The organism is Tenacibaculum sp. nBUS_03 (genome assembly GCF_051201695.1).
Classification (GTDB): domain Bacteria; phylum Bacteroidota; class Bacteroidia; order Flavobacteriales; family Flavobacteriaceae; genus Polaribacter.
In genome coordinates this window covers 2,021,117-2,039,900 of the sequence record NZ_CP179214.1, presented here as the reverse complement: position 1 = coordinate 2,039,900, position 18,784 = coordinate 2,021,117, and the positions used below count along the sequence as shown (strand labels likewise).

Sequence of the window (18,784 nt, the reverse complement as noted above, 5' to 3'; positions counted from 1 at the left end):
ACAATATAATCAATAAAAAAGCGGTAAAAATTAATTTTACCGCTTTTTTACTAATTTAAAAATTAATTGACAATATTTTTTAAATTTCCAATAGTTTCTAACGGGGTTTCACTTTTAAACACAAAACTACCAGCAACAAGAACATCAGCACCAGCTTCAATAAGTTTATTGGCATTTTTATCAGTTACTCCTCCATCAATTTCAATTAAAGTTGAGGCGTTGTTAAATTCAATAAGATTTTTTAATTGTTGCACTTTTTTATATGTGTTTTCAATAAAAGATTGTCCACCAAACCCTGGGTTAACACTCATAATGCATACCAAATCTAAATCTTGAATGATGTCTTCCAAAACTGCAATAGGAGTATGTGGGTTTAAAGCTACTCCAGCTTTCATTCCAGTAGCTTTTATAGCTTGTACTGTTCTATGCAAATGAGTACAAGCTTCATAATGTACTGTAATTATATTGGCACCTAAATTTGCAAAAGTCTCAATATACCTATCTGGATCTACAATCATTAAATGTACATCAATCGTTTTTTTAGCATGCTGTACTATTGATTTTAGTACTGGCATTCCAAATGAAATATTTGGAACGAAAACTCCGTCCATAATATCTATATGAAACCAGTCAGCTTCGCTGTTGTTAACCATTTCTATATCACGCTGTAGGTTTCCAAAATCAGCGGCTAAAACTGAAGGAGCAATAAGTTTTTCCATTAAATGTATTTGTTAGTTGTGTTGTGATGCAAATATAGTTAAAACTGGCAAGCGCTATAACTAAAAAAGAAAACTCTTGATATTTCAAGAGTTTTCTTTTTTAATCAAAAACGAATAGTTGAAATAACTATTGGTTATTGTATGTATTATTAACCTAAGTAAGTCATTAAAATTTTACTACGAGACGTATGTTTTAACCTTCTAATTGCTTTTTCTTTAATTTGACGAACTCGCTCACGCGTTAAATCGAAAGTTTCACCAATCTCTTCTAATGTCATTGGTTGATGTTCACCCAAGCCGAAATACAATTTAACAACGTCAGCTTCACGAGGAGTTAAAGTTTCTAGGGCACGATTAATTTCGATACGTAATGATTCATGTAATAATGTTCTATCTGGGTTTGGAGATTCACCAGAATTTAATACATCATATAAATTAGAGTCTTCACCTTCAATTAAAGGAGCATCCATTGAAACGTGACGACCTGAATTCTTCATTGATTCTTTAACGTCATTAACCGTCATGTCTAATTTCTTAGCGATTTCTTCAGCACTTGGAGGGCGCTCATTTTCTTGCTCTAAGAAAGCATACATTTTATTAATTTTGTTAATAGACCCAATTTTATTTAAAGGTAAACGCACAATACGAGATTGTTCAGCTAGTGCTTGTAAGATAGATTGACGAATCCACCATACAGCATACGAGATAAATTTGAATCCTCTAGTTTCATCAAAACGTTTTGCCGCTTTAATTAAACCTAAATTACCTTCATTAATTAAATCAGGGAGAGTTAACCCTTGATTTTGATATTGTTTAGCTACAGACACCACAAAACGTAAATTTGCCTTTGTTAACTTTTCTAAAGCTCTTTGATCTCCAGCTTTAATACGTTGAGCTAATTCTACTTCTTCATCAGCAGTAATTAAATCTACTTTTCCTATTTCTTGTAAATATTTATCTAATGAGGCAGTTTCTCTATTGGTAACCTGCTTTGTAATCTTAAGTTGTCTCATGTAAAAAAACTATTTTTTTATAATTATCAATCACTCTACATATACTTATACGTAGCATTATTAAAAAATGTTACAAAAATTATTATTTTTTTTAAATTAAATCTTTTAACTGTTAAAGAATTGTTAATTTTGGTAAGATAAAAAACATGAAAGTGACTTGTTAAAAAAGAATGTGTCTTATTTAACTACAAGTCTAAACAAACAATAATCAAACTTAGCCTTTGAAAAGTATTGATGTTACAAAATTAAGTGACGAAGATCTGGTTAAAAAAATAGTGGAGAAAAATGATACTCATTTATTCGCTATTTTATATGACAGGTATGCTGGCGTTGTGTATAATAAATGCTATGGTTTCTCTAAGAGTAAAGAGGAGGCACAGGATTTAACGCACGACCTTTTCATTCGTTTATTTGTAAAATTACGTACTTTTAAAGGAAAATCTAAATTCTCTACTTGGTTATATTCATTTACATATAATTTTTGCGTAAATTATGTTCAAAGGAATAGTGCAAAGAAAAAGAAAAAGTTACAGTAGTAACTGACCAAATTAAAGAGGATGATAGTGGGTTTGATGAGATTGATGATGCCACATTATTTGAGTTAAAGTCTGAAAAATTGGCTAAAGTACTCGAAATGATACCACCTTCTGAAAAAATCATTTTATTAATGAAATATCAAGATGATATGAGTATAAAAGAAATATCAGGAGTGTTAGAGTTAGGCGAAAGCGCTGTTAAAATGCGTTTGAAGCGAGCTAAAGAGAAAGTCGTAAAAACGTATAATGAGTTGTAATTATTATGGATAATCCATTTAAGAAAATATTACATAACGAAGAATTGCCAGAGATACTTAAAGAAAAAGTACTCAATGATGTGGCAATGATTAAGCTTTCTATAGATGTAGCTGATTTATTTGTGGTTAAATACCCTAATGTTGTAGCTGATCTATTAAACGGAGGTGGTACTCCTGAAAAAACTGATAATAAAGAAACTGAATAACTTTTATAATTAAACTATTACTACTATGATTTTTTTACAAATGAATATCCTCAATCCTTTTAAAAAAATATTAAATGACCTGAATGAGTCTATACCTACTGTCTTAGGTTTCATTAGTTTTATAGTAATTGCATGGCTATTTATAAAAGTATTTTTATATGTCATACGAAAAGCATTAGCTAAAACTAAAATAGATGAATGGTCTAAAAAATTAAGCAAAACTGAAATTTTTGGAAATTCCACTATAAATATTGTTTTAACCAAAATTATCTTAGGAATACTTAAGTGGTTTTTAATTTTGATTTTTGTAATGGCTGGGTCAAGTATTTTCGGCATAGTAGCTGTTTCTGAAGGAATTAAAAGTTTCTTCGCTTATCTGCCAAAATTATTAACAGCACTTGGGATTTTTGTTGCTGGTGCATACTTAGGTACTATGGTTAAAAAAGCAGTTCAATCAATGTTTAAATCTCTTGAAATATCCGGTGGGAACTTGGTTGGTAATATTGCTTTTTATTTAATCGTGGTTTTCCTGTCTATTACAGCTCTAGATCAAGCAGGTGTTGATACTTCAGTTATAAAAAGTAATTTAACATTAGTAATTGGTTCTGTCTTACTAGCGTTTACAATCGCTTTTGGACTTGGTGCAAAAGATGTAATAACAAGATTACTGTTTGGCTATTATTCTAGGAAGAATATAGGAATAGGTCAAAGAGTAATTATTGATGATATAGAAGGAGTAGTTATAGCAATAGATAATATTTGTATGACTCTTAATACTTCAAATGGTAACATTGTATTGCCAATTAAAGATGTGGTTAACAGTAAAATAGTTTTTGTAAAATAATCGGATGTAAAAAAATAGTTATATATTTGTAAAGTATAAACTATTGTTATAGATAATGTTAATGATAGATTTCGGGGGACTTCTATCTAAATAGTAAAGTAAATCTTTACACTATAAAGACTATCAAATTTGGTAGTCTTTATTTTTTTTAAAAAAATATGTGACTTTATATAGTGTGACTGTGTCATATAATTGATAGATTTCGGGGGACTTCTATCTAATAAGGTTAAAAGAAAGAATTTTCTTTTAAAAAAATGGCTTCCATTGGAAGCCATTTATTTTTTATAGTAAAGTAAACTATTCGAATGATAAATGTAAAAATATACCTCTGGTTCCAAGAAAGTCAATAGGGTCAGTCCACTGACTAGGAGAGGTTTTATCATATTTAATTTCATTATTTATGGCGAATACACCACGAATAGAAGGTGAGAATTTAAAATAATTTAAATACAAATCTACTCCTATCCCTATTTCATACATGAAATTTCCAGTTGTAGTTCTAAATTTTCCAGCAAAATTATCATCATCACTAGTTTCGTTGCTTGAAAAGTTATAATCAAAAGAAAGGCCACCAAGTACATAAGGTCTTATATTATTAAGTCTATTAGCACTTAGTTTTAAAATCACTGGTAAGTGAAGGAATGTAGCTCCAACTTCTCTTGTTTTTGTATTTTCGTTAGTGCCACCAATGTGATTAAAAACTAAAGTTTTCGTGTTAGACATAAGTCCTGGTTCAAAACGCAAGTTGATGTTATTGTGTACTTTTAAGTCTGCTATTAAACCAACGTTAAAACCAACAGATGAGTTTACTGTTATGTCAGGTGAGTTTATAGTACTAGGTTTATATGAAACTTTATAACTGTTGTTATTTAGTCCTAAATAAAAACCATAATGAAATAAAGGTTTATCAAAACTAGGAAGGTTTAGCACTTTCTCTGATTGACTAAAAGCAGTTATAGGTGTTAATACTAAGACTACTAAAACGAATAATAAGATATTTTTAAACATATTATTTTAAAGCTGTATAAATTGATGCAACTCCAAAAGTTACAGGTAAATTCTTTGCATTCTTAAACCCATTTTTTCGTAAAATATTGTTGAAAGCTTCTCCAAAAGGAAAAGAATTTGCACTTTTTGATAAATAAGAGTATGCAACTTTGTCTTTGGAGAAAAGTTTACCAATTATAGGTAATATAAAGTTTGTATAAAATTTGTACCCTTGTTTAAATGGAAACTTCGTGGGATTTGAAGTTTCTAGAACAACAAATTTACCGCCTGGTTTCAAAACACGTAGTATTTCTTTTAAACCCTTGTCTAAGTTTTCAAAGTTACGGACCCCAAAAGAAACTGTTATAGCATCGAAAGTATTGTCGTCAAATGGAATGTTTTCACTATCACCTACTACCATTTTTATCTTTTTAGATAAGTTAACTTTCTTGATTTTTTGTTTACCTACATTCAGCATTCCTTCAGAAATATCTAACCCAACAATTCTTTCAGAATTTAATTCTGCCATCATTATTGCAAGGTCACCTGTTCCTGTAGCAATATCTAATATTTGTTTTGGATTATTTTCTCCGACTAACTTTACTACTTTTTTTCTCCAGCTAACATCAATACCCAAAGAAATTACACGATTTAAGCCGTCATAATCTTTAGATATATTATCAAACATTTGAGCTACTTGCTCTTTTTTTCCTAATTCGGAATTTTTATAAGGCTTTACTTGTTCAGACATAAAAAACTGATTGTTTTAAGTGTAAAATTATCCGTTAATAGCAATTACTTCATTAATTTGATTTGGCAACATTTCTTTTAGCATAGTTTCAATACCATTTTTTAATGTCACAGTAGAAGATGGACAACCACTACATGCTCCTTGTAAAATAACGCTCACTCGTTTGGAGTTTTCATCATAAGACTGAAAGGCAATGTTTCCTCCATCAGAAGCTACGGCTGGTTTTATATATTCATCTAATATATCAACAATTTTTGCTTCAGTATCAGATAAGTTTTCCTTAGGGATTTCAACATTTTGTTTAGTTTGTTTTTGAGGAAGTTCTGATATTATTTTTTTACCTTCTTGAAGATATCCACGAATAAAAGTTCGTACTTCTTGGTATACTTCATTCCATTCTACCATATCATATTTGGTAATCGAAATATAATTTTCAGAAATAAAGATTTCGTTTACAAAAGGAAAATTGAATAATGCTTGAGCTAAAGGTGAAGATTTACTTGCTTCATCAATGTTTTTAAATTCAACATCAGTTTGGGTTAGCGCTTTGTTTGTTCCAAATTTCATTACAGCTGGATTTGGTGTGACTTCAGCATAAACCTCGATAGCGTCTTTTTTAGTCGTCTCTTCCTCTTTAACTATTGGATTTCCCTGTTGAATGTAGTTTTGGATTTGTTCTTTAACTTCTTCCTCAACATCTTCCCATTGAACAATGTCGTATCGTTGAATAGCGATAAAATTTGCCGTAACTAATACTTTTTTTACAAAAGGAAGGTAAAATAGTTGTTGAACTAATGGTGAGTTTTTAGCTTCATCTATGTTGTTAAATTCATAGCTGCCTCCATTTACTAATATCTTGTTACTTATGAATTTAAGTATTGTTTCGTTGTTAGTTTCTTGTATGTTTATTTTAATCGAACTCATAGGTTGTAAAATGAAGTGCAAAATTACGGTAAAAAACTGATATATGTATATATAAAAAGTCCTGCCTAAGCAGGACTTTTCTGTTCTTTTATTTTTTTGAACTATAAACTAAAAGTAATAGTTCCAGAAATTCTAGTTGTATTGTTGTTTAATTCGATAGGATTAACGTTTACATTAGGGGAATTATATATATTGTATGGGCTGTTGTTTTCTGATTTGCGATAAGCTAAATCAAATTTCATAGCTCCAAAGTTATATCCTATACCTAAAGAGTATCCTGTGGTATTGTCTTTGTTTTGTGAGTTTTTAAATGGGTTTTGTTCAAAATGATACCCCCCTCTAATACTCATTTGATCAAAACGCCACTCTGTACCAATGTTTATTGCATGAACGTTTTTGAAATCATTTTTAAAATTTTGATTAACATTGATAAAAGCCATATCATCTTCTTGATATTTGGTTCCGCTGTAGTCTTTATAGGTATAGTCAGCACTAATTAAACCTTGCTTACCAAAAACTAAGGCAGCACTGGCAGTTAATCTGCTCGGGGTTCTTAATCTAAAAATATTGGTGTCAAATTGTTCTCCGCTATTAACATCGGTAGCCTGATTTGATGCAGAAATATCAGTATAGCCCAACCAATCATCGTATCTAGAGTTATTAGGATCAAAGACATTTAAATTACTTTCTTCAAAAATTTCAGGATACCATGTCGGAGTTTCGTAGGCTAAACCAAAGCGAAAAGCTTGATTCACCTTATAGATAAAACCAGCACTTAAAGAAAAACCATTCCCCTCAAAATAACTGTCTTGAACATTTAAAGCATTTAAAGTGTTTCCATTGGTGTCTTGATTGGTTTCTCGTAACCTAGTTATCTGACCAAATTTAAAACTGTGGAATTTTATACTGGCTCCCGCAAATAATTTATCTTGATGCACAGCAGAGAATCCCATTTCTAAAATTGAACTTTCTCCCCTAGTAGTATTCGTAAATCGTTGTTCTTGACCTTTATCAAATTGATTACTTGTGTCATCAGGATGTTCATTAAATAAAGCTTGCCCACTATTACCTCTTGAAGAAAATGAATCTTCAAAGTCACTCTTTAATCTGTAGTTAATGTTTAAAGAAAAGCGATTCCAATCTGAACTATGTGCAGTATCGAAAGATAAAATAGCTCCAGCTTGAGAAATATTTAAAAAATCATCTTGAGTACCAACTGTATTGCCATAATAAGATGCTAAATTTTCAGAATTTCGATTGTTTAATGTTGCAGAGAAAATACTGTTTTTTGCAACGGCACCACCAGCTGGGTTTATTCCTATAGCAGATACATCTGCTCCAAGAGCTCCAAAAGCTCCACTCATTGCTTCAAAACGAGCCGTCCCAAAATTATCATCTTTTGCAAAAAGAATACCTAAATCATTATATCCTAAAGATTGTGAAAAGGCATTATAAGCACTTGCGATAAGTATCGCATAAGTTAAAAGTTTTTTCATGTCTTTGTAATTAGTTTAAAAACTCATTTAATAAAGTTGGTTAAATTTATCTACGTCTACTTCTTGAACTCCTGCTACTTGAAGAGCTTCTATTAGAGCTGCTTCTAGAAGGAGCTGAATAACTACGAGTGCTTCTAGAAGGAGTTGAATAACTTCTTGAACTTCTAGTAGATCTTTTAACAGATGATGATCTTGTAGGTTTATGCCCACCAGTTTTGTAGCTTTTGTTATTACTTCTGGTATTGTAATTACTGCTACGAGTACTTCTTGAGCTTCTGTAGGTTCTATTTCCTCTAGTGTAACCATCCGTTCTTCTTGAGGTTCTTCGTGTGTTGTATCCTCTGGTGTTTCTAGTAGATCTTCTGTTCGTTGAATTGTATGTGCGACTACTACCTCTAGTGCTTCTGGTATTTCGGCGGCTATAAGAACTTCTATTGTTTCTTATATAAGAGTTAGATGCTCTTCTAGAAGTAACTAAAGCTCCTCTTCGTCTAGTGGTATACCCTCTGTAAGGATTTGCACCTCTACGTGTGTAATAGTTGTATGAACCGTAAAAGTTGTTTCTGTAATAAGGAGGACAATAAAAATTGTTGTTATTCCATCCTATATAAAAGCCTGAATTGTAAAAACCATAATCATATGGAGACCAAAATGAATTGTATCCCCAATTATTGTAGTAACGAGGACGCCACCAAGGTCTATAATTATACCCATAATACGTATCCCAACCCCAGTCATTATAAAACCCCCAGTTTGGATATGTGTTTACATTTATAACTACATCACTGCTATTACTATTATACCCCCAAGGATCGTTTGAATTATAAGTGATGCGAGTTTCAGGTGCTTCCTCATCAATAACATCTTCTTCATAATTATAATCACTAGTGTCAGATTTATAGTTATCAATGTCGGTAAAAACATCTGAGTTATTAAAATTTTCTAAACGTTCAACTTCTTTTCTAAAGTAGTTTTCTCTATTATCTGTGTTATCTGCAACAACAACTCTAGGTTGAGGTTTTTGAGTTTGAACACTTTCAACTTCATCATCATAAATACCATCACTACTACTTACAGTTTGCATTGTACCACAAGAAATAAGAGAGGTTATCAAAAATAATGATAAGATGAATATGTAAGGTTTTGTTTTAAAGTATTGTGGTTTCATGTCTATTATTTTTAAGTTAGAACAATAAAATTATGTAAATGATTTAGCAAAAAACTATTTTTTGTTGGGCTTGTAGGCTTTTTAATGTAGTTTTGCATGTACAATTTTACGCATAAAAGATAACAATATTTATGCCAAACTTTTGATTATGAGCAAACATTTAACAAAAAGAGCTGAAGACTACTCTAAATGGTATAACGAACTTATTGTAAAAGCTGATTTGGCTGAGAATTCAGCCGTAAGAGGTTGTATGGTTATTAAACCTTATGGATATGCAATTTGGGAAAATATGCAAGCAGAATTAGATAGAATGTTTAAGGAAACAGGACATGAAAATGCTTATTTTCCTCTTTTTGTTCCCAAAAGTTTATTTGAAGCAGAAGAAAAAAATGCTGAAGGATTCGCTAAAGAATGTGCTGTTGTTACTCATTATCGTTTGCAAAATGATCCTGATAATGAAGGTAAGTTACGGGTTGATCCTGAGGCTAAATTAGAAGAAGAGCTAATTGTTCGTCCTACTTCTGAAGCAATTATATGGAGTACTTATAAAAAATGGATTCAATCACATAGAGATTTACCTTTATTAATTAATCAATGGGCAAATGTTGTTCGTTGGGAAATGAGAACACGATTATTTTTACGTACTGCTGAATTTTTATGGCAAGAAGGTCATACCGCTCATGCTACAAAGGATGAAGCTGTTTTTGAATCCAAACAAATGCAAGAAGTGTATGCTAATTTTGCTGAGAACTTTATGGCAATGCCGGTTGTTAAAGGGGCAAAATCAGAAAGTGAGCGATTTGCTGGAGCAGAGGCAACCTATACTATTGAGGCATTAATGCAAGATGGTAAAGCTCTACAGGCAGGTACGTCACATTTTTTAGGGCAAAATTTTGCAAAAGCATTTGATGTTAAGTATACTTCTAAAGAGGGGAAGCAAGAATATGTTTGGGCTACTTCATGGGGCGTTTCTACACGTTTAATAGGTGGTTTAATAATGACACATTCTGATGATGCAGGTTTAGTTCTGCCTCCAAAATTAGCGCCAATTCAGGTAGTTATTGTACCTATATATAAAGGGGAAGAACAATTAAATGCTATTTCTGAAAAAGTTAATGAGTTTGTTAAAAAACTTAGGGAAAAAGGTGTTTCTGTAAAATTTGATACTAGAGATACAATGAGACCTGGTGCTAAATTTGCGGAGTATGAACTTAAAGGTGTTCCAGTAAGAGTTGCTATTGGGAATAGAGATCTAGAAAATGGAACTGTTGAGGTTGCTCGAAGGGATACTTTTGAAAAGCAAACAATTAATCAAGTAGATTTAGTTGAACATATAGCTAAATTATTAGATGAAATACAAGATAATTTATTTACCAAGGCATTAAATTATAGAGATGCGCACATTACAGAAGTAAACTCTTTTGAAGAGTTTAAAGAAGTTATTGAGAATAAAGGAGGTTTTGTTTCTGCGCACTGGGACGGTACAATTGAAACTGAAGATAAGATTAAAGAATTAACGAAAGCTACAATTCGTTGTATAGCAAATGACGCAAAGAAAGAGTCAGGGATATGTGTTTTTTCTGGTAAACCATCTACGGAAAGAGTTTTATTTGCCAAGGCGTATTAAAAAAAATAAAAAAGTTTTGGTGTATATAAAAAGAGTTTATATATTTGCACCCGCAATCGCAAAATAGATTGTTTTGGTCCGTTCGTCTAGGGGTTAGGACGCCAGGTTTTCATCCTGGTAACACGGGTTCGATTCCCGTACGGACTACAAAGTTTTTTGTAATGTTTGAGTAGAAAATCAAAAATTATAAAAAATAAAAAAAATAATTGTGTAGGTATAATAAAATATCTTATATTTGCACCCGCAATCACAAAGATTGTATTTGGTCCGTTCGTCTAGGGGTTAGGACGCCAGGTTTTCATCCTGGTAACACGGGTTCGATTCCCGTACGGACTACAAAGTTTTTTATAAACAATTAACGATTTTAGTATAATGGCAAATCATAAGTCAGCATTAAAGAGAATAAGAAGTAACGAAGCTAAGCGCTTAAGGAATAAATATCAGCATAAAACTACACGTAATGCTGTTAGAAAATTAAGAGCAAGTACTGATAAGAAAGAAGCTGAAGGGATGTTTTCATCTGTGGTTTCAATGTTAGATAAATTAGCAAAGAATAGTATTATTCATAAGAATAAGGCTGCTAATTTAAAGTCTAAGCTTGCTAAGCACGTAGCTACTTTATAAGAAAAAAATAACTTTTAGTTAAAGCGCTTTCATTTTTTGAAAGCGCTTTTCTTGTTAGATAATGCTTTATGATTAATTGGGTATGAGATTGTGATTAAAAGTTGTGTCTTTTAAAGTTAAATTAAGATGAAATAAAGGGCCTTATATTTATTAACTATTTAGAATCACCTCTAACTGCCTTTTTTGATGCTAGGACAGTTTTTAAATGTTATTTTAACCTTCTCTCTTTCTTTACAACAAATAAAACTTAGATTATCTTTTAATGTATCTGTTGTTAATTTTTATGAAAACTCTTTTTGTTATTTGTGAAGTTTTGCGAAAGAAAATTTTAATAATCTTTTTGATTAAATTACCAGTTAATTTCTTTGACTATATTTCAGTTTTTGAGTTAGGTATTTTAATAAATAGTCTATTTCTAGTACTAAATATAGTTCTTACCAGTCATATTTCTTATGGGCATCTAGTCTAATAAAAATGAATAGAAGCAAAGTGAATCCCCATAATGAGGAACCTCCATAACTAAAAAATGGTAGAGGTATACCTATTGTAGGTAAAATTCCTATAACCATTCCTATGTTAACTAAAACATGAAAAAAAAGAATAGACGCAATGCCGTAGCCGTAAATTCTTCCAAATTTATTGGTGTGAGTTTCTGCCAAAAAGATAATTCGGTATAAGAGCAAGGTAAAAAGAATGATAACAAGTGAGCCACCCAAAAAGCCCCATTCTTCGCTAACGGTACTAAAAATGTAATCAGTATCTTGTTCAGGAACGAAATTACCTTGTGTTCTATCTCCTTGTAAAAATCCTTTTCCAGTTAAACCTCCAGAGCTAATTGTTAGTTCTGATTGATAGGTGTTGTATCCAACGCCTCTATTATCCTTTATTTTTCCTAATAGAATGTCAAACCTGTCCTTTTGATGCTGTTCTAGGACATTATTATAGGTGTAGCCTATGATAACAATAAATATACTAGTAAACACGTATAAAAGAAGAACTTTAAGTATGTTAAACCTAAGAAAGCGTTTGTTTTTATAAACTGCGTATAAAGTATAAAGAGTAATTATAAGAAGGCAGGTTGTTAATACCCATTTAACGCCAAAATATATTGTTAGCAAGAAAAGTATTATTGATAACGCCCCAATAATAAAATAAGCTAAGGTGAGTCCTTCTCTGTTAAGAACAAATAAAAAAGAAAAATAAATTAAAACCGACCCCATGTCTGGCTGTAACGCAATAAAAAAAGCAGGGGTAAAAATAATTACAAAAGCTTTTAATTGATTCTTTATAAGGTCCAGATTATACTGCCTATCACTCATTAATTTAGCAAGAGCCAATGCTGTAAAGGCTTTTGCAAATTCTGAAGGTTGAAGTCCTATACCACCAAAATTATACCACGATGTAGCTCCGTTTATTTTTTTACCAAATACAAGCACACCAGCTAGTATGATAATTGAAATTAAATATAGTAAGCTAGAGAACTTTTCGTAAAACTTTGCGTTAAAAAATAAAACAAAAATTATGATAGGTAAGCTTAAAGCTATCCATATGAGTTGTTTTCCATATCTTGTTGAAAGATTAAAAACTTCACGAGTTTCTTCATTAGAGGAGGCAGCATAAATATTTATCCAGCCAAAACTTACTAATAAGATGTATAGCAGGATTAAAACCCAATCAATTTCGGCAAATATATTATTTCGTTCCTGTCTCAATAGTATCTTTTTTGGGGATTAGTTTGTCGTATACATTTTTAAGACTCAAGTTAAGCATTCTTTTTTCTATATGTTTTCGCTTAATTTCACCTGTCAAATATTTTTCTATTAATAAACTTGTAATGGGCGCAGCAATAGTAGAACCATATCCTCCATTCTCAATATATACTGCTAAAGCAATTTGTGGATTATTTTTAGGAGCAAAAGCAATTAAAATCGAATGATCGTCTAATTGTTCTCTTTTGCCATCAATTCGAATGAAGTTTTCTGCAGTACCCGTTTTTCCACAAATATCAAGCCCTTTTACTTGGCTTGATTTAGCTGTTCCTTTAGTAAAGACCTCGTACATCGCTTCAATAGCAATAGGGAAATGTTCAGAGGAAATGGTGGTGTGTTTTTTAACGGTATATATAGAATCTTTAATCGGTATAGAGTTTACTTTTTTTACAATATGAGGCGTGTAGAAGTAGCCTTTGTTAGCTATTGCAGCAGTCATGTTAGCTAATTGCATAGGAGTTGTTTCTACCTCTCCTTGTCCAATTGCATTTGAAATAGTTGTTGTAGCTCCCCATCTAAATTTATTACGAGCATCATAAAATTTTGAATTAGGTACTCTGCCTTTTTGTCCTGTGGGTAAATCATATCCTAAATAATTACCTAGACCAAAACTTTTGACGTGTTTATTCCAGTTGTCTAAACCAATTTTAGGATTTTCTGCTTTGTCAATAATTCTCCTATATGCAGTAGCAAAATAGCTATTACACGATTTAGAGATGGCAGTTTTTAATCTAATAGGGCGGCCTACAATACGACAATGGCAACCCATAAATTCATTTTTCCGTTTTCCGTACCTGTAACCATGGTAACAACGTACGGAGAAGTTTTCGTCAATAACACCTTCTTCCAATCCTATAAGACCATTAATAATTTTAAAAGGTGATCCTGGAGCATACATGGCTTGAAGACCTCTATCAAATGTTGGCATGTTAATTTTGTCGTTAAATAATTTAACTGAATTAGGTGAGCGTTTTCTTCCTACTAGTAAATTAGGGTCATAAGAGGGCGCGGTAATAAGTGCTAAAATTTCTCCGGTTTTAGGTTCTAAAGCAACAATTCCCCCCCTTTTACCTTGCATTAATAATTCGCCATACTGTTGAAGGTCACTGTCAATGGTTAAAGTTAAATCTTTACCAGTAACTGCTAAGGTGTCGTATTGGCCGTTTTTATAAGGTCCAGTAATTTTATTAAGATTGTTTCTTTTAAAATATTTTTTCCCTTTTATTCCTCTAAGAGTTTTTTCATACTGTTTTTCAACTCCTAGTTTACCAATTAATTCACCTTGCTCGTAATAATCACTTGTTTTTGCTATGTATTCATTTACTTCACTGATAAAGCCCAAAACATTTGCTGCAGATTTTAAAGGATAATTACGAATAATACGTTTCTGAATGTAAAAACCTTTGAATTTTTGAAGTTTTTCTTGTAGATAAGCAAAATCTTCTTTTGCAAGTTGTTTAAGGAATACCGAAGGTAGCCACCTAGCATATTTTTCAGCTTTTTTAAACCTATAATTAAAATTTTCTTTTGATATTTTTAGAAGAGAGCAAAACTGAAGCGTATCTAAAGGTTTTACATCTTTAGGCACTATCATCACATCATAAGAAAGCTGATTTGCTACTAAAAGTTTGTCGTTTCTGTCATAAACATAGCCTCTTTCAGGATAGTCATACTCAACCTTAACGGTAGAGCTTAAGGTGGGGTTAGATTTCTTCCCATGAATAACTTGCAACTGAAAAAGCCTAACAATATAAACTACGCCAACTATTGTTATTAAAAAGAGTAATAAAAAACTTCGTTTCATGATAGCTTTTTTCTAAAGATAAAACTTCCTAAAAAATATAGTACCAACGTAAATGTTGTTGATAATAATGTGTTGATAATAATATTTGAAAAATTATAAAAGCTAAAATTAATAAAACTGTATAATATAAATTGATGAATAATAGTTAAAATAGCAATGTAATTAAAAGTTTTATCAAATGTTTCTAGTTTTAAATCGAATAAGAGGTAATCGGATTCTGTTTTTTTGAAAATTGCTCTAACTAAAAATAAGCGTATATAAGCAATGAAAAGTGTAGCAAATGCATGAATTCCTCCAGAGTTAGAAAATAAATCTATGCAAAGCCCAAGGAAAAAGCTAATTGTTAAAAATGCTATGCGCTTTTGATTTAATGGGAATATAAAGATGTAAGCAATGTATATGTAGGGGTTTATGTGGCCAAATAAATGAATGTTGTTTAATATTAATGTTTGTAGTAATACAAAAAATATGAATAAAAATATAAGATAAAGTGTTTTGTTCATTTTAGTTCTCCACTTTTTTTATTTCGTTCTTATGAAAATTTGTAACTATATATATGCTTCCTAAATTACTCATGTCATTGAATAATTTAATGTTAATAGTGTTTAAGGCCGTTATTTTTTCAGGGAGACTATTTACAGTGCCAACAGGAATTCCTTCAGGAAATATGGTCGATTTACCACCAGTGATAATTGTGTCTCCAATTTTATAAACAGCTTGACGAGGAATGTCTATTAATTGAACAGTATTATAATCTTTAGCATCCCAAATAAGCGTCCCAAAGTGATGACTGTTTTTAAAACGAACATTTATTTTGCTGTTTTTATTTAAAATTGACTGTACTCTAGCGTATTTATTATTAACATTTTCAGTTATACCAATTATTCCTTTGCTATTCATTACAGCCATTTCAGGGGTAACATCATTGTTTTTACCTCTGTTTATTGTTATGAAATTATAGGGTGTATGATAATCATTACTAGTAATCTTACCATTGATGTAGTAGTATTTTTGGTTGAATTCTAAAGTGTCTACTATGCTATTTGTTTTTACAGTATCAATTAAAGAATAAAGCTTTTCAAGTTTGTTTTGTAGTAAAGTATTTTCCTCTAAAAGTAAAGTGTTTTCATGCTTTAAGTTAAGATACTCATTGATGTTACTTACTTTATGTAACAAACCGCCAGATATAAAATTAGCAGAACTAATAAATTTACTCTTATGAAAAGAGTGATTGTTTATTATTAATGCAACAGCTATAATTTCTAGAAACAAAAAATACAAAAAGTTTTTATACTTTCTAAAAAAATAAATAAGCTGTTGCATAAATAATCAACTGATTTTATTTGATTAATACAGATTTGTATTTTTCAAGATTTTTTAAAGCAATTCCAGTACCACGAACAACAGCTCTTAAAGGGTCTTCAGCAACATAAACAGGGAGGTCTGTTTTTCTAGATAAACGTTTGTCTAGACCTCTTAGCATTGAGCCCCCTCCAGCTAAATAGATACCTGTATTATAAATATCAGCAGCTAGCTCAGGAGGAGTTTTTGATAAGGTTTCCATGACAGCATCTTCTATACGAAGTATAGATTTATCTAGCGCTTTCGCTATCTCACGATAAGAAACTTGTACTTGTTTTGGTTTTCCACTTAATAAATCACGTCCTTGCACCATAATATCTTCAGGAGGTGTGTCTAAATCTTCAGTGGCAGATCCTATTTGAATTTTTATTTTTTCAGCTGTAGTTTCACCAACATACAAGTTGTGTTGAGTACGCATGTAATACATAATATCACTAGTAAATAAATCACCTGCAACTTTCACTGATTGATCACAAACTATACCTGCTAATGCTATAACAGCAATTTCAGTGGTACCTCCACCTATATCAATGATCATATTTCCTTTAGGCTCCATAATATCAATACCAACACCAATAGCCGCTGCCATTGGTTCGTAAATTAAATAAATTTCTTTGGCATTCATATGGCGAGCCGAATCGATTACCGCACGTTTTTCAACTTCTGTAATACCAGAAGGAATACAAATTACCATCCTTAAAGATGGAGGGAAAAGCTTTTTTTTGATAGCTGGAATTTTTTTTACGAATTCCTTTATCATTTCTTCAGAAGCTTGAAAATCTGCAATTACTCCGTCTTTTAAAGGGCGGATAGTTTTTATGTTTTCATGAGTTTTTCCCTGCATTCTATTAGCTTCGTGACCAGTAGCTATAATTTTACCAGTCAATCTATTTCTAGCAACAATAGAAGGGCTATCTATAACTACTTTGCCATTGTGTATTATAAGTGTGTTTGCAGTACCTAAGTCTACTGCAATGTCTTCAGTCATAAAGTCGAAAAACCCCATAAAGTTTTGATGTTTTATCTAAAAATTGATGTATTCTCACAAATTTATAAAAAAAATGAGTCGTTATTACATCAATTGTAATATTAATGTTTAAAATGTCTTGTTCCTGTAAAAACCATAGCAACATTGTTTTCATTGCAATAGTCAATACTTAATTGATCTTTTATTGATCCACCAGGTTGTATTACACTTTTTACTCCTGCTTTATTTGCAATTTCTACACAATCAGGAAATGGGAAAAAAGCATCACTAGCCATAACAGATCCATTTAAATCAAATCCGAAATTAGTTGCTTTTTCAATGGCTTGTTTTAAAGCATCAACTCTACTTGTTTGTCCCGTTCCACTGGCGCATAATTGGTTGTTTTTAACTAAAACAATAGTATTGGACTTTGTGTGTTTACATATTTTAGACGCAAATAATAAATCCTTTAACTCGTTTTCAGAGGGTTTATTGTTAGTGGCATAAGATAAACCGTCAAGAGAATCAGTGATATTATCTCTATCTTGAACTAAAGCTCCATTTAAACAAGTTCTAACCGTTGTTTTTGGCAGTTCTATTTCTTTTTGAATTAGTAGAACTCTGTTTTTCTTTCCTTTTAAAATATTTAAAGCTTCATCAGTAAATGAAGGTGCAATTACTACTTCACAAAACAATTTATGAATTTCTTCTGCGGTTACTTTATCAATTTCAGTGTTGGATATCAAAATCCCTCCAAAAGCAGAGACAGGATCGCCAGCTAAAGCGTCAAGATATGCTTGATGTATAGTTTCTCTTTGAGCAAAACCACAAGCGTTATTATGTTTTAAAACAGCAAACGTAGGAGCTTCTCCTTTAAACTCACTCATTAAATTAACAGCGGCATCTACATCTAATAAATTATTGTAGCTTAATTCTTTTCCGTGAAGTTTATCAAACATGGCATCTAGATTCCCAAAGAAAAAACCTTTTTGATGTGGGTTTTCTCCATAGCGTAAAATTTTACCTTCAGTTTCACTAATCTTTAGAGCGGCTTCTTCATGATCAGTATTAAAATAATTAAAAATAGCAGTGTCGTAATGAGAAGAAATATTAAAAGCTTTTGCAGAAAATTGTTTTCTTTCAGAGATAGATGTTTTTCCATCATTGTTTGTTATTATTGATAAAAAATCATCATATTGCTCCATAGAAGAAACAATTACAGTGTCTTTAAAGTTTTTTGCTGCAGCTCTGATTAACGAAATACCACCAATATCTATTTTTTCTATAATATCCTGTTCAGGTGCTCCTGAAGCTACTGTTTTTTCAAAAGGGTATAAGTCAACAATAACTAAGTCTAATTGAGGAATTTGGTATTCTTCCATTTCGGCTACATCACCTTCGTGGTCTTGTCTGTTTAAAATACCACCAAAAACTTTTGGGTGAAGTGTTTTTACTCTTCCTCCTAAGATAGAAGGGTAAGATGTAACATCTTCAACAGGTATTACTTTTATACCTAAATCTTTAATAAATTTTTCTGTTCCTCCTGTAGAATAAATAGTAACGTTTAACTCATTTAGCTTTTTTACTATAGGTTCTAATCCATCTTTATGAAAAACAGATATTAGTGCAGATTTAATAGCTTTTGTATTGTTCATTTTGTTGTGTTGTGTTAAACTCGCGAAATTACTAAAAGCTAGGTGCTTTTACAATAAATGTATTTAACTTTTTTA

General features: G+C 31.3%; 19 protein-coding genes and 2 tRNA genes. 8 read left to right on the top strand and 13 right to left on the bottom strand.

Features of this window, described 5'->3' with window-relative positions:
• Positions 1-62: 62 nt before the first annotated feature.
• Positions 63-719: a ribulose-phosphate 3-epimerase gene (gene rpe / locus ACMFBB_RS09540; protein WP_435264159.1), complete on the bottom strand. Its 657-nt coding sequence runs from the start codon at positions 717-719 to the stop codon at positions 63-65.
• A gap of 149 nt (positions 720-868) precedes the next feature.
• The gene (locus ACMFBB_RS09535) at positions 869-1,732 is read right to left on the bottom strand and encodes a sigma-70 family RNA polymerase sigma factor (RefSeq protein WP_093868660.1); all 864 of its coding nucleotides are present in this window, start codon (positions 1,730-1,732) and stop codon (positions 869-871) included.
• 221 nt (positions 1,733-1,953) lie between these two features.
• On the opposite strand from ACMFBB_RS09535, the gene ACMFBB_RS09530 reads away from it, so the two are divergent.
• The 4 genes from ACMFBB_RS09530 to ACMFBB_RS09515 are packed head-to-tail and all read left to right on the top strand — an operon-like array spanning position 1,954 to position 3,575.
• The gene (locus tag ACMFBB_RS09530) at positions 1,954-2,268 is read left to right on the top strand and encodes an RNA polymerase sigma factor (RefSeq protein ID WP_435264158.1); all 315 of its coding nucleotides are present in this window, start codon (positions 1,954-1,956) and stop codon (positions 2,266-2,268) included.
• Positions 2,269-2,279: 11 nt separating this feature from the next.
• Complete coding sequence (locus ACMFBB_RS09525) at positions 2,280-2,525, top strand: RNA polymerase sigma factor (protein WP_435264290.1); 246 nt, start codon at positions 2,280-2,282, stop codon at positions 2,523-2,525.
• Between the two features lie 5 nt (positions 2,526-2,530).
• Positions 2,531-2,731, top strand: a complete 201-nt coding sequence (locus ACMFBB_RS09520; RefSeq protein ID WP_435264157.1) for a hypothetical protein — start codon at positions 2,531-2,533, stop codon at positions 2,729-2,731.
• Between the two features lie 25 nt (positions 2,732-2,756).
• On the top strand, positions 2,757-3,575 hold the full coding sequence (locus tag ACMFBB_RS09515) for a mechanosensitive ion channel family protein (RefSeq protein ID WP_435264156.1): 819 nt from the start codon (positions 2,757-2,759) through the stop codon (positions 3,573-3,575).
• A 297-nt stretch (positions 3,576-3,872) separates the two neighbouring features.
• Here the strand turns inward: ACMFBB_RS09515 and ACMFBB_RS09510 are convergent, their stop codons facing one another.
• The 5 genes from ACMFBB_RS09510 to ACMFBB_RS09490 all read right to left on the bottom strand — a co-directional run bounded on the left by ACMFBB_RS09510 (position 3,873) and on the right by ACMFBB_RS09490 (position 8,901).
• The gene (locus ACMFBB_RS09510) at positions 3,873-4,583 is read right to left on the bottom strand and encodes a porin family protein (protein ID WP_435264155.1); all 711 of its coding nucleotides are present in this window, start codon (positions 4,581-4,583) and stop codon (positions 3,873-3,875) included.
• A gap of 1 nt (position 4,584) precedes the next feature.
• On the bottom strand, positions 4,585-5,313 hold the full coding sequence (ubiE, locus tag ACMFBB_RS09505; RefSeq protein ID WP_435264154.1) for a bifunctional demethylmenaquinone methyltransferase/2-methoxy-6-polyprenyl-1,4-benzoquinol methylase UbiE: 729 nt from the start codon (positions 5,311-5,313) through the stop codon (positions 4,585-4,587).
• 27 nt (positions 5,314-5,340) lie between these two features.
• Positions 5,341-6,237: a NifU family protein gene (locus ACMFBB_RS09500; protein ID WP_435264153.1), complete on the bottom strand. Its 897-nt coding sequence runs from the start codon at positions 6,235-6,237 to the stop codon at positions 5,341-5,343.
• A 101-nt stretch (positions 6,238-6,338) separates the two neighbouring features.
• A complete protein-coding gene (locus ACMFBB_RS09495) occupies positions 6,339-7,733 on the bottom strand; it encodes an OmpP1/FadL family transporter (RefSeq protein WP_435264152.1) in 1,395 nt (464 codons plus the stop codon).
• Between the two features lie 46 nt (positions 7,734-7,779).
• Positions 7,780-8,901 carry a hypothetical protein gene (locus tag ACMFBB_RS09490; RefSeq protein ID WP_435264151.1) on the bottom strand — a complete coding sequence of 374 codons (1,122 nt, stop codon included), beginning with the start codon at positions 8,899-8,901 and terminating at the stop codon, positions 7,780-7,782.
• A gap of 148 nt (positions 8,902-9,049) precedes the next feature.
• Here ACMFBB_RS09490 and proS point away from each other — a divergent pair, with 148 nt between their 5' ends.
• The 4 genes from proS to rpsT all read left to right on the top strand — a co-directional run bounded on the left by proS (position 9,050) and on the right by rpsT (position 11,152).
• Entirely contained in the window at positions 9,050-10,528 is a 1,479-nt protein-coding gene (gene proS, locus ACMFBB_RS09485; RefSeq protein ID WP_435264150.1) for a proline--tRNA ligase, read from the top strand.
• Between the two features lie 75 nt (positions 10,529-10,603).
• Positions 10,604-10,675: transfer RNA gene (locus ACMFBB_RS09480), tRNA-Glu, on the top strand.
• Between the two features lie 117 nt (positions 10,676-10,792).
• Positions 10,793-10,864, top strand: a tRNA-Glu gene (locus ACMFBB_RS09475).
• A gap of 36 nt (positions 10,865-10,900) precedes the next feature.
• The gene (gene rpsT, locus ACMFBB_RS09470) at positions 10,901-11,152 is read left to right on the top strand and encodes a 30S ribosomal protein S20 (protein ID WP_435264149.1); all 252 of its coding nucleotides are present in this window, start codon (positions 10,901-10,903) and stop codon (positions 11,150-11,152) included.
• Positions 11,153-11,586: 434 nt separating this feature from the next.
• Here the strand turns inward: rpsT and rodA are convergent, their stop codons facing one another.
• The 6 genes from rodA to purH all read right to left on the bottom strand — a co-directional run bounded on the left by rodA (position 11,587) and on the right by purH (position 18,709).
• On the bottom strand, positions 11,587-12,864 hold the full coding sequence (gene rodA, locus ACMFBB_RS09465) for a rod shape-determining protein RodA (protein WP_435264148.1): 1,278 nt from the start codon (positions 12,862-12,864) through the stop codon (positions 11,587-11,589).
• A complete protein-coding gene (mrdA, locus tag ACMFBB_RS09460; RefSeq protein WP_435264147.1) occupies positions 12,845-14,725 on the bottom strand; it encodes a penicillin-binding protein 2 in 1,881 nt (626 codons plus the stop codon). The genes rodA and mrdA overlap by 20 nt, the downstream gene beginning before the upstream one ends.
• Positions 14,722-15,228 carry a rod shape-determining protein MreD gene (mreD, locus tag ACMFBB_RS09455; RefSeq protein ID WP_435264146.1) on the bottom strand — a complete coding sequence of 169 codons (507 nt, stop codon included), beginning with the start codon at positions 15,226-15,228 and terminating at the stop codon, positions 14,722-14,724. The genes mrdA and mreD overlap by 4 nt, the downstream gene beginning before the upstream one ends.
• A 1-nt stretch (position 15,229) precedes the next feature.
• Positions 15,230-16,048 (bottom strand): rod shape-determining protein MreC, encoded by an 819-nt coding sequence (gene mreC / locus ACMFBB_RS09450; RefSeq protein ID WP_435264145.1) that lies wholly within the window; start codon positions 16,046-16,048, stop codon positions 15,230-15,232.
• Between the two features lie 16 nt (positions 16,049-16,064).
• Positions 16,065-17,093 (bottom strand): rod shape-determining protein, encoded by a 1,029-nt coding sequence (locus ACMFBB_RS09445; protein ID WP_093868675.1) that lies wholly within the window; start codon positions 17,091-17,093, stop codon positions 16,065-16,067.
• A gap of 83 nt (positions 17,094-17,176) precedes the next feature.
• Positions 17,177-18,709: a bifunctional phosphoribosylaminoimidazolecarboxamide formyltransferase/IMP cyclohydrolase gene (gene purH / locus ACMFBB_RS09440; protein WP_435264144.1), complete on the bottom strand. Its 1,533-nt coding sequence runs from the start codon at positions 18,707-18,709 to the stop codon at positions 17,177-17,179.
• Positions 18,710-18,784: the final 75 nt, after the last annotated feature.

Coding starts and splice junctions, on each gene's coding strand:
- ACMFBB_RS09515 (WP_435264156.1), top strand. CDS start 2,757: ATGATTTTTTTACAAATGAATATCCTCAATCCTTTTAAAAAAATATTA.
- proS (WP_435264150.1), top strand. CDS start 9,050: ATGAGCAAACATTTAACAAAAAGAGCTGAAGACTACTCTAAATGGTAT.
- rpsT (WP_435264149.1), top strand. CDS start 10,901: ATGGCAAATCATAAGTCAGCATTAAAGAGAATAAGAAGTAACGAAGCT.
- ACMFBB_RS09445 (WP_093868675.1), bottom strand. CDS start 17,093: ATGGGGTTTTTCGACTTTATGACTGAAGACATTGCAGTAGACTTAGGT.
- ACMFBB_RS09490 (WP_435264151.1), bottom strand. CDS start 8,901: ATGAAACCACAATACTTTAAAACAAAACCTTACATATTCATCTTATCA.
- mreD (WP_435264146.1), bottom strand. CDS start 15,228: ATGAACAAAACACTTTATCTTATATTTTTATTCATATTTTTTGTATTA.
- ubiE (WP_435264154.1), bottom strand. CDS start 5,313: ATGTCTGAACAAGTAAAGCCTTATAAAAATTCCGAATTAGGAAAAAAA.
- mrdA (WP_435264147.1), bottom strand. CDS start 14,725: ATGAAACGAAGTTTTTTATTACTCTTTTTAATAACAATAGTTGGCGTA.
- ACMFBB_RS09510 (WP_435264155.1), bottom strand. CDS start 4,583: ATGTTTAAAAATATCTTATTATTCGTTTTAGTAGTCTTAGTATTAACA.
- ACMFBB_RS09520 (WP_435264157.1), top strand. CDS start 2,531: ATGGATAATCCATTTAAGAAAATATTACATAACGAAGAATTGCCAGAG.
- rpe (WP_435264159.1), bottom strand. CDS start 719: ATGGAAAAACTTATTGCTCCTTCAGTTTTAGCCGCTGATTTTGGAAAC.
- ACMFBB_RS09535 (WP_093868660.1), bottom strand. CDS start 1,732: ATGAGACAACTTAAGATTACAAAGCAGGTTACCAATAGAGAAACTGCC.
- ACMFBB_RS09500 (WP_435264153.1), bottom strand. CDS start 6,237: ATGAGTTCGATTAAAATAAACATACAAGAAACTAACAACGAAACAATA.
- mreC (WP_435264145.1), bottom strand. CDS start 16,048: ATGCAACAGCTTATTTATTTTTTTAGAAAGTATAAAAACTTTTTGTAT.
- purH (WP_435264144.1), bottom strand. CDS start 18,709: ATGAACAATACAAAAGCTATTAAATCTGCACTAATATCTGTTTTTCAT.
- ACMFBB_RS09495 (WP_435264152.1), bottom strand. CDS start 7,733: ATGAAAAAACTTTTAACTTATGCGATACTTATCGCAAGTGCTTATAAT.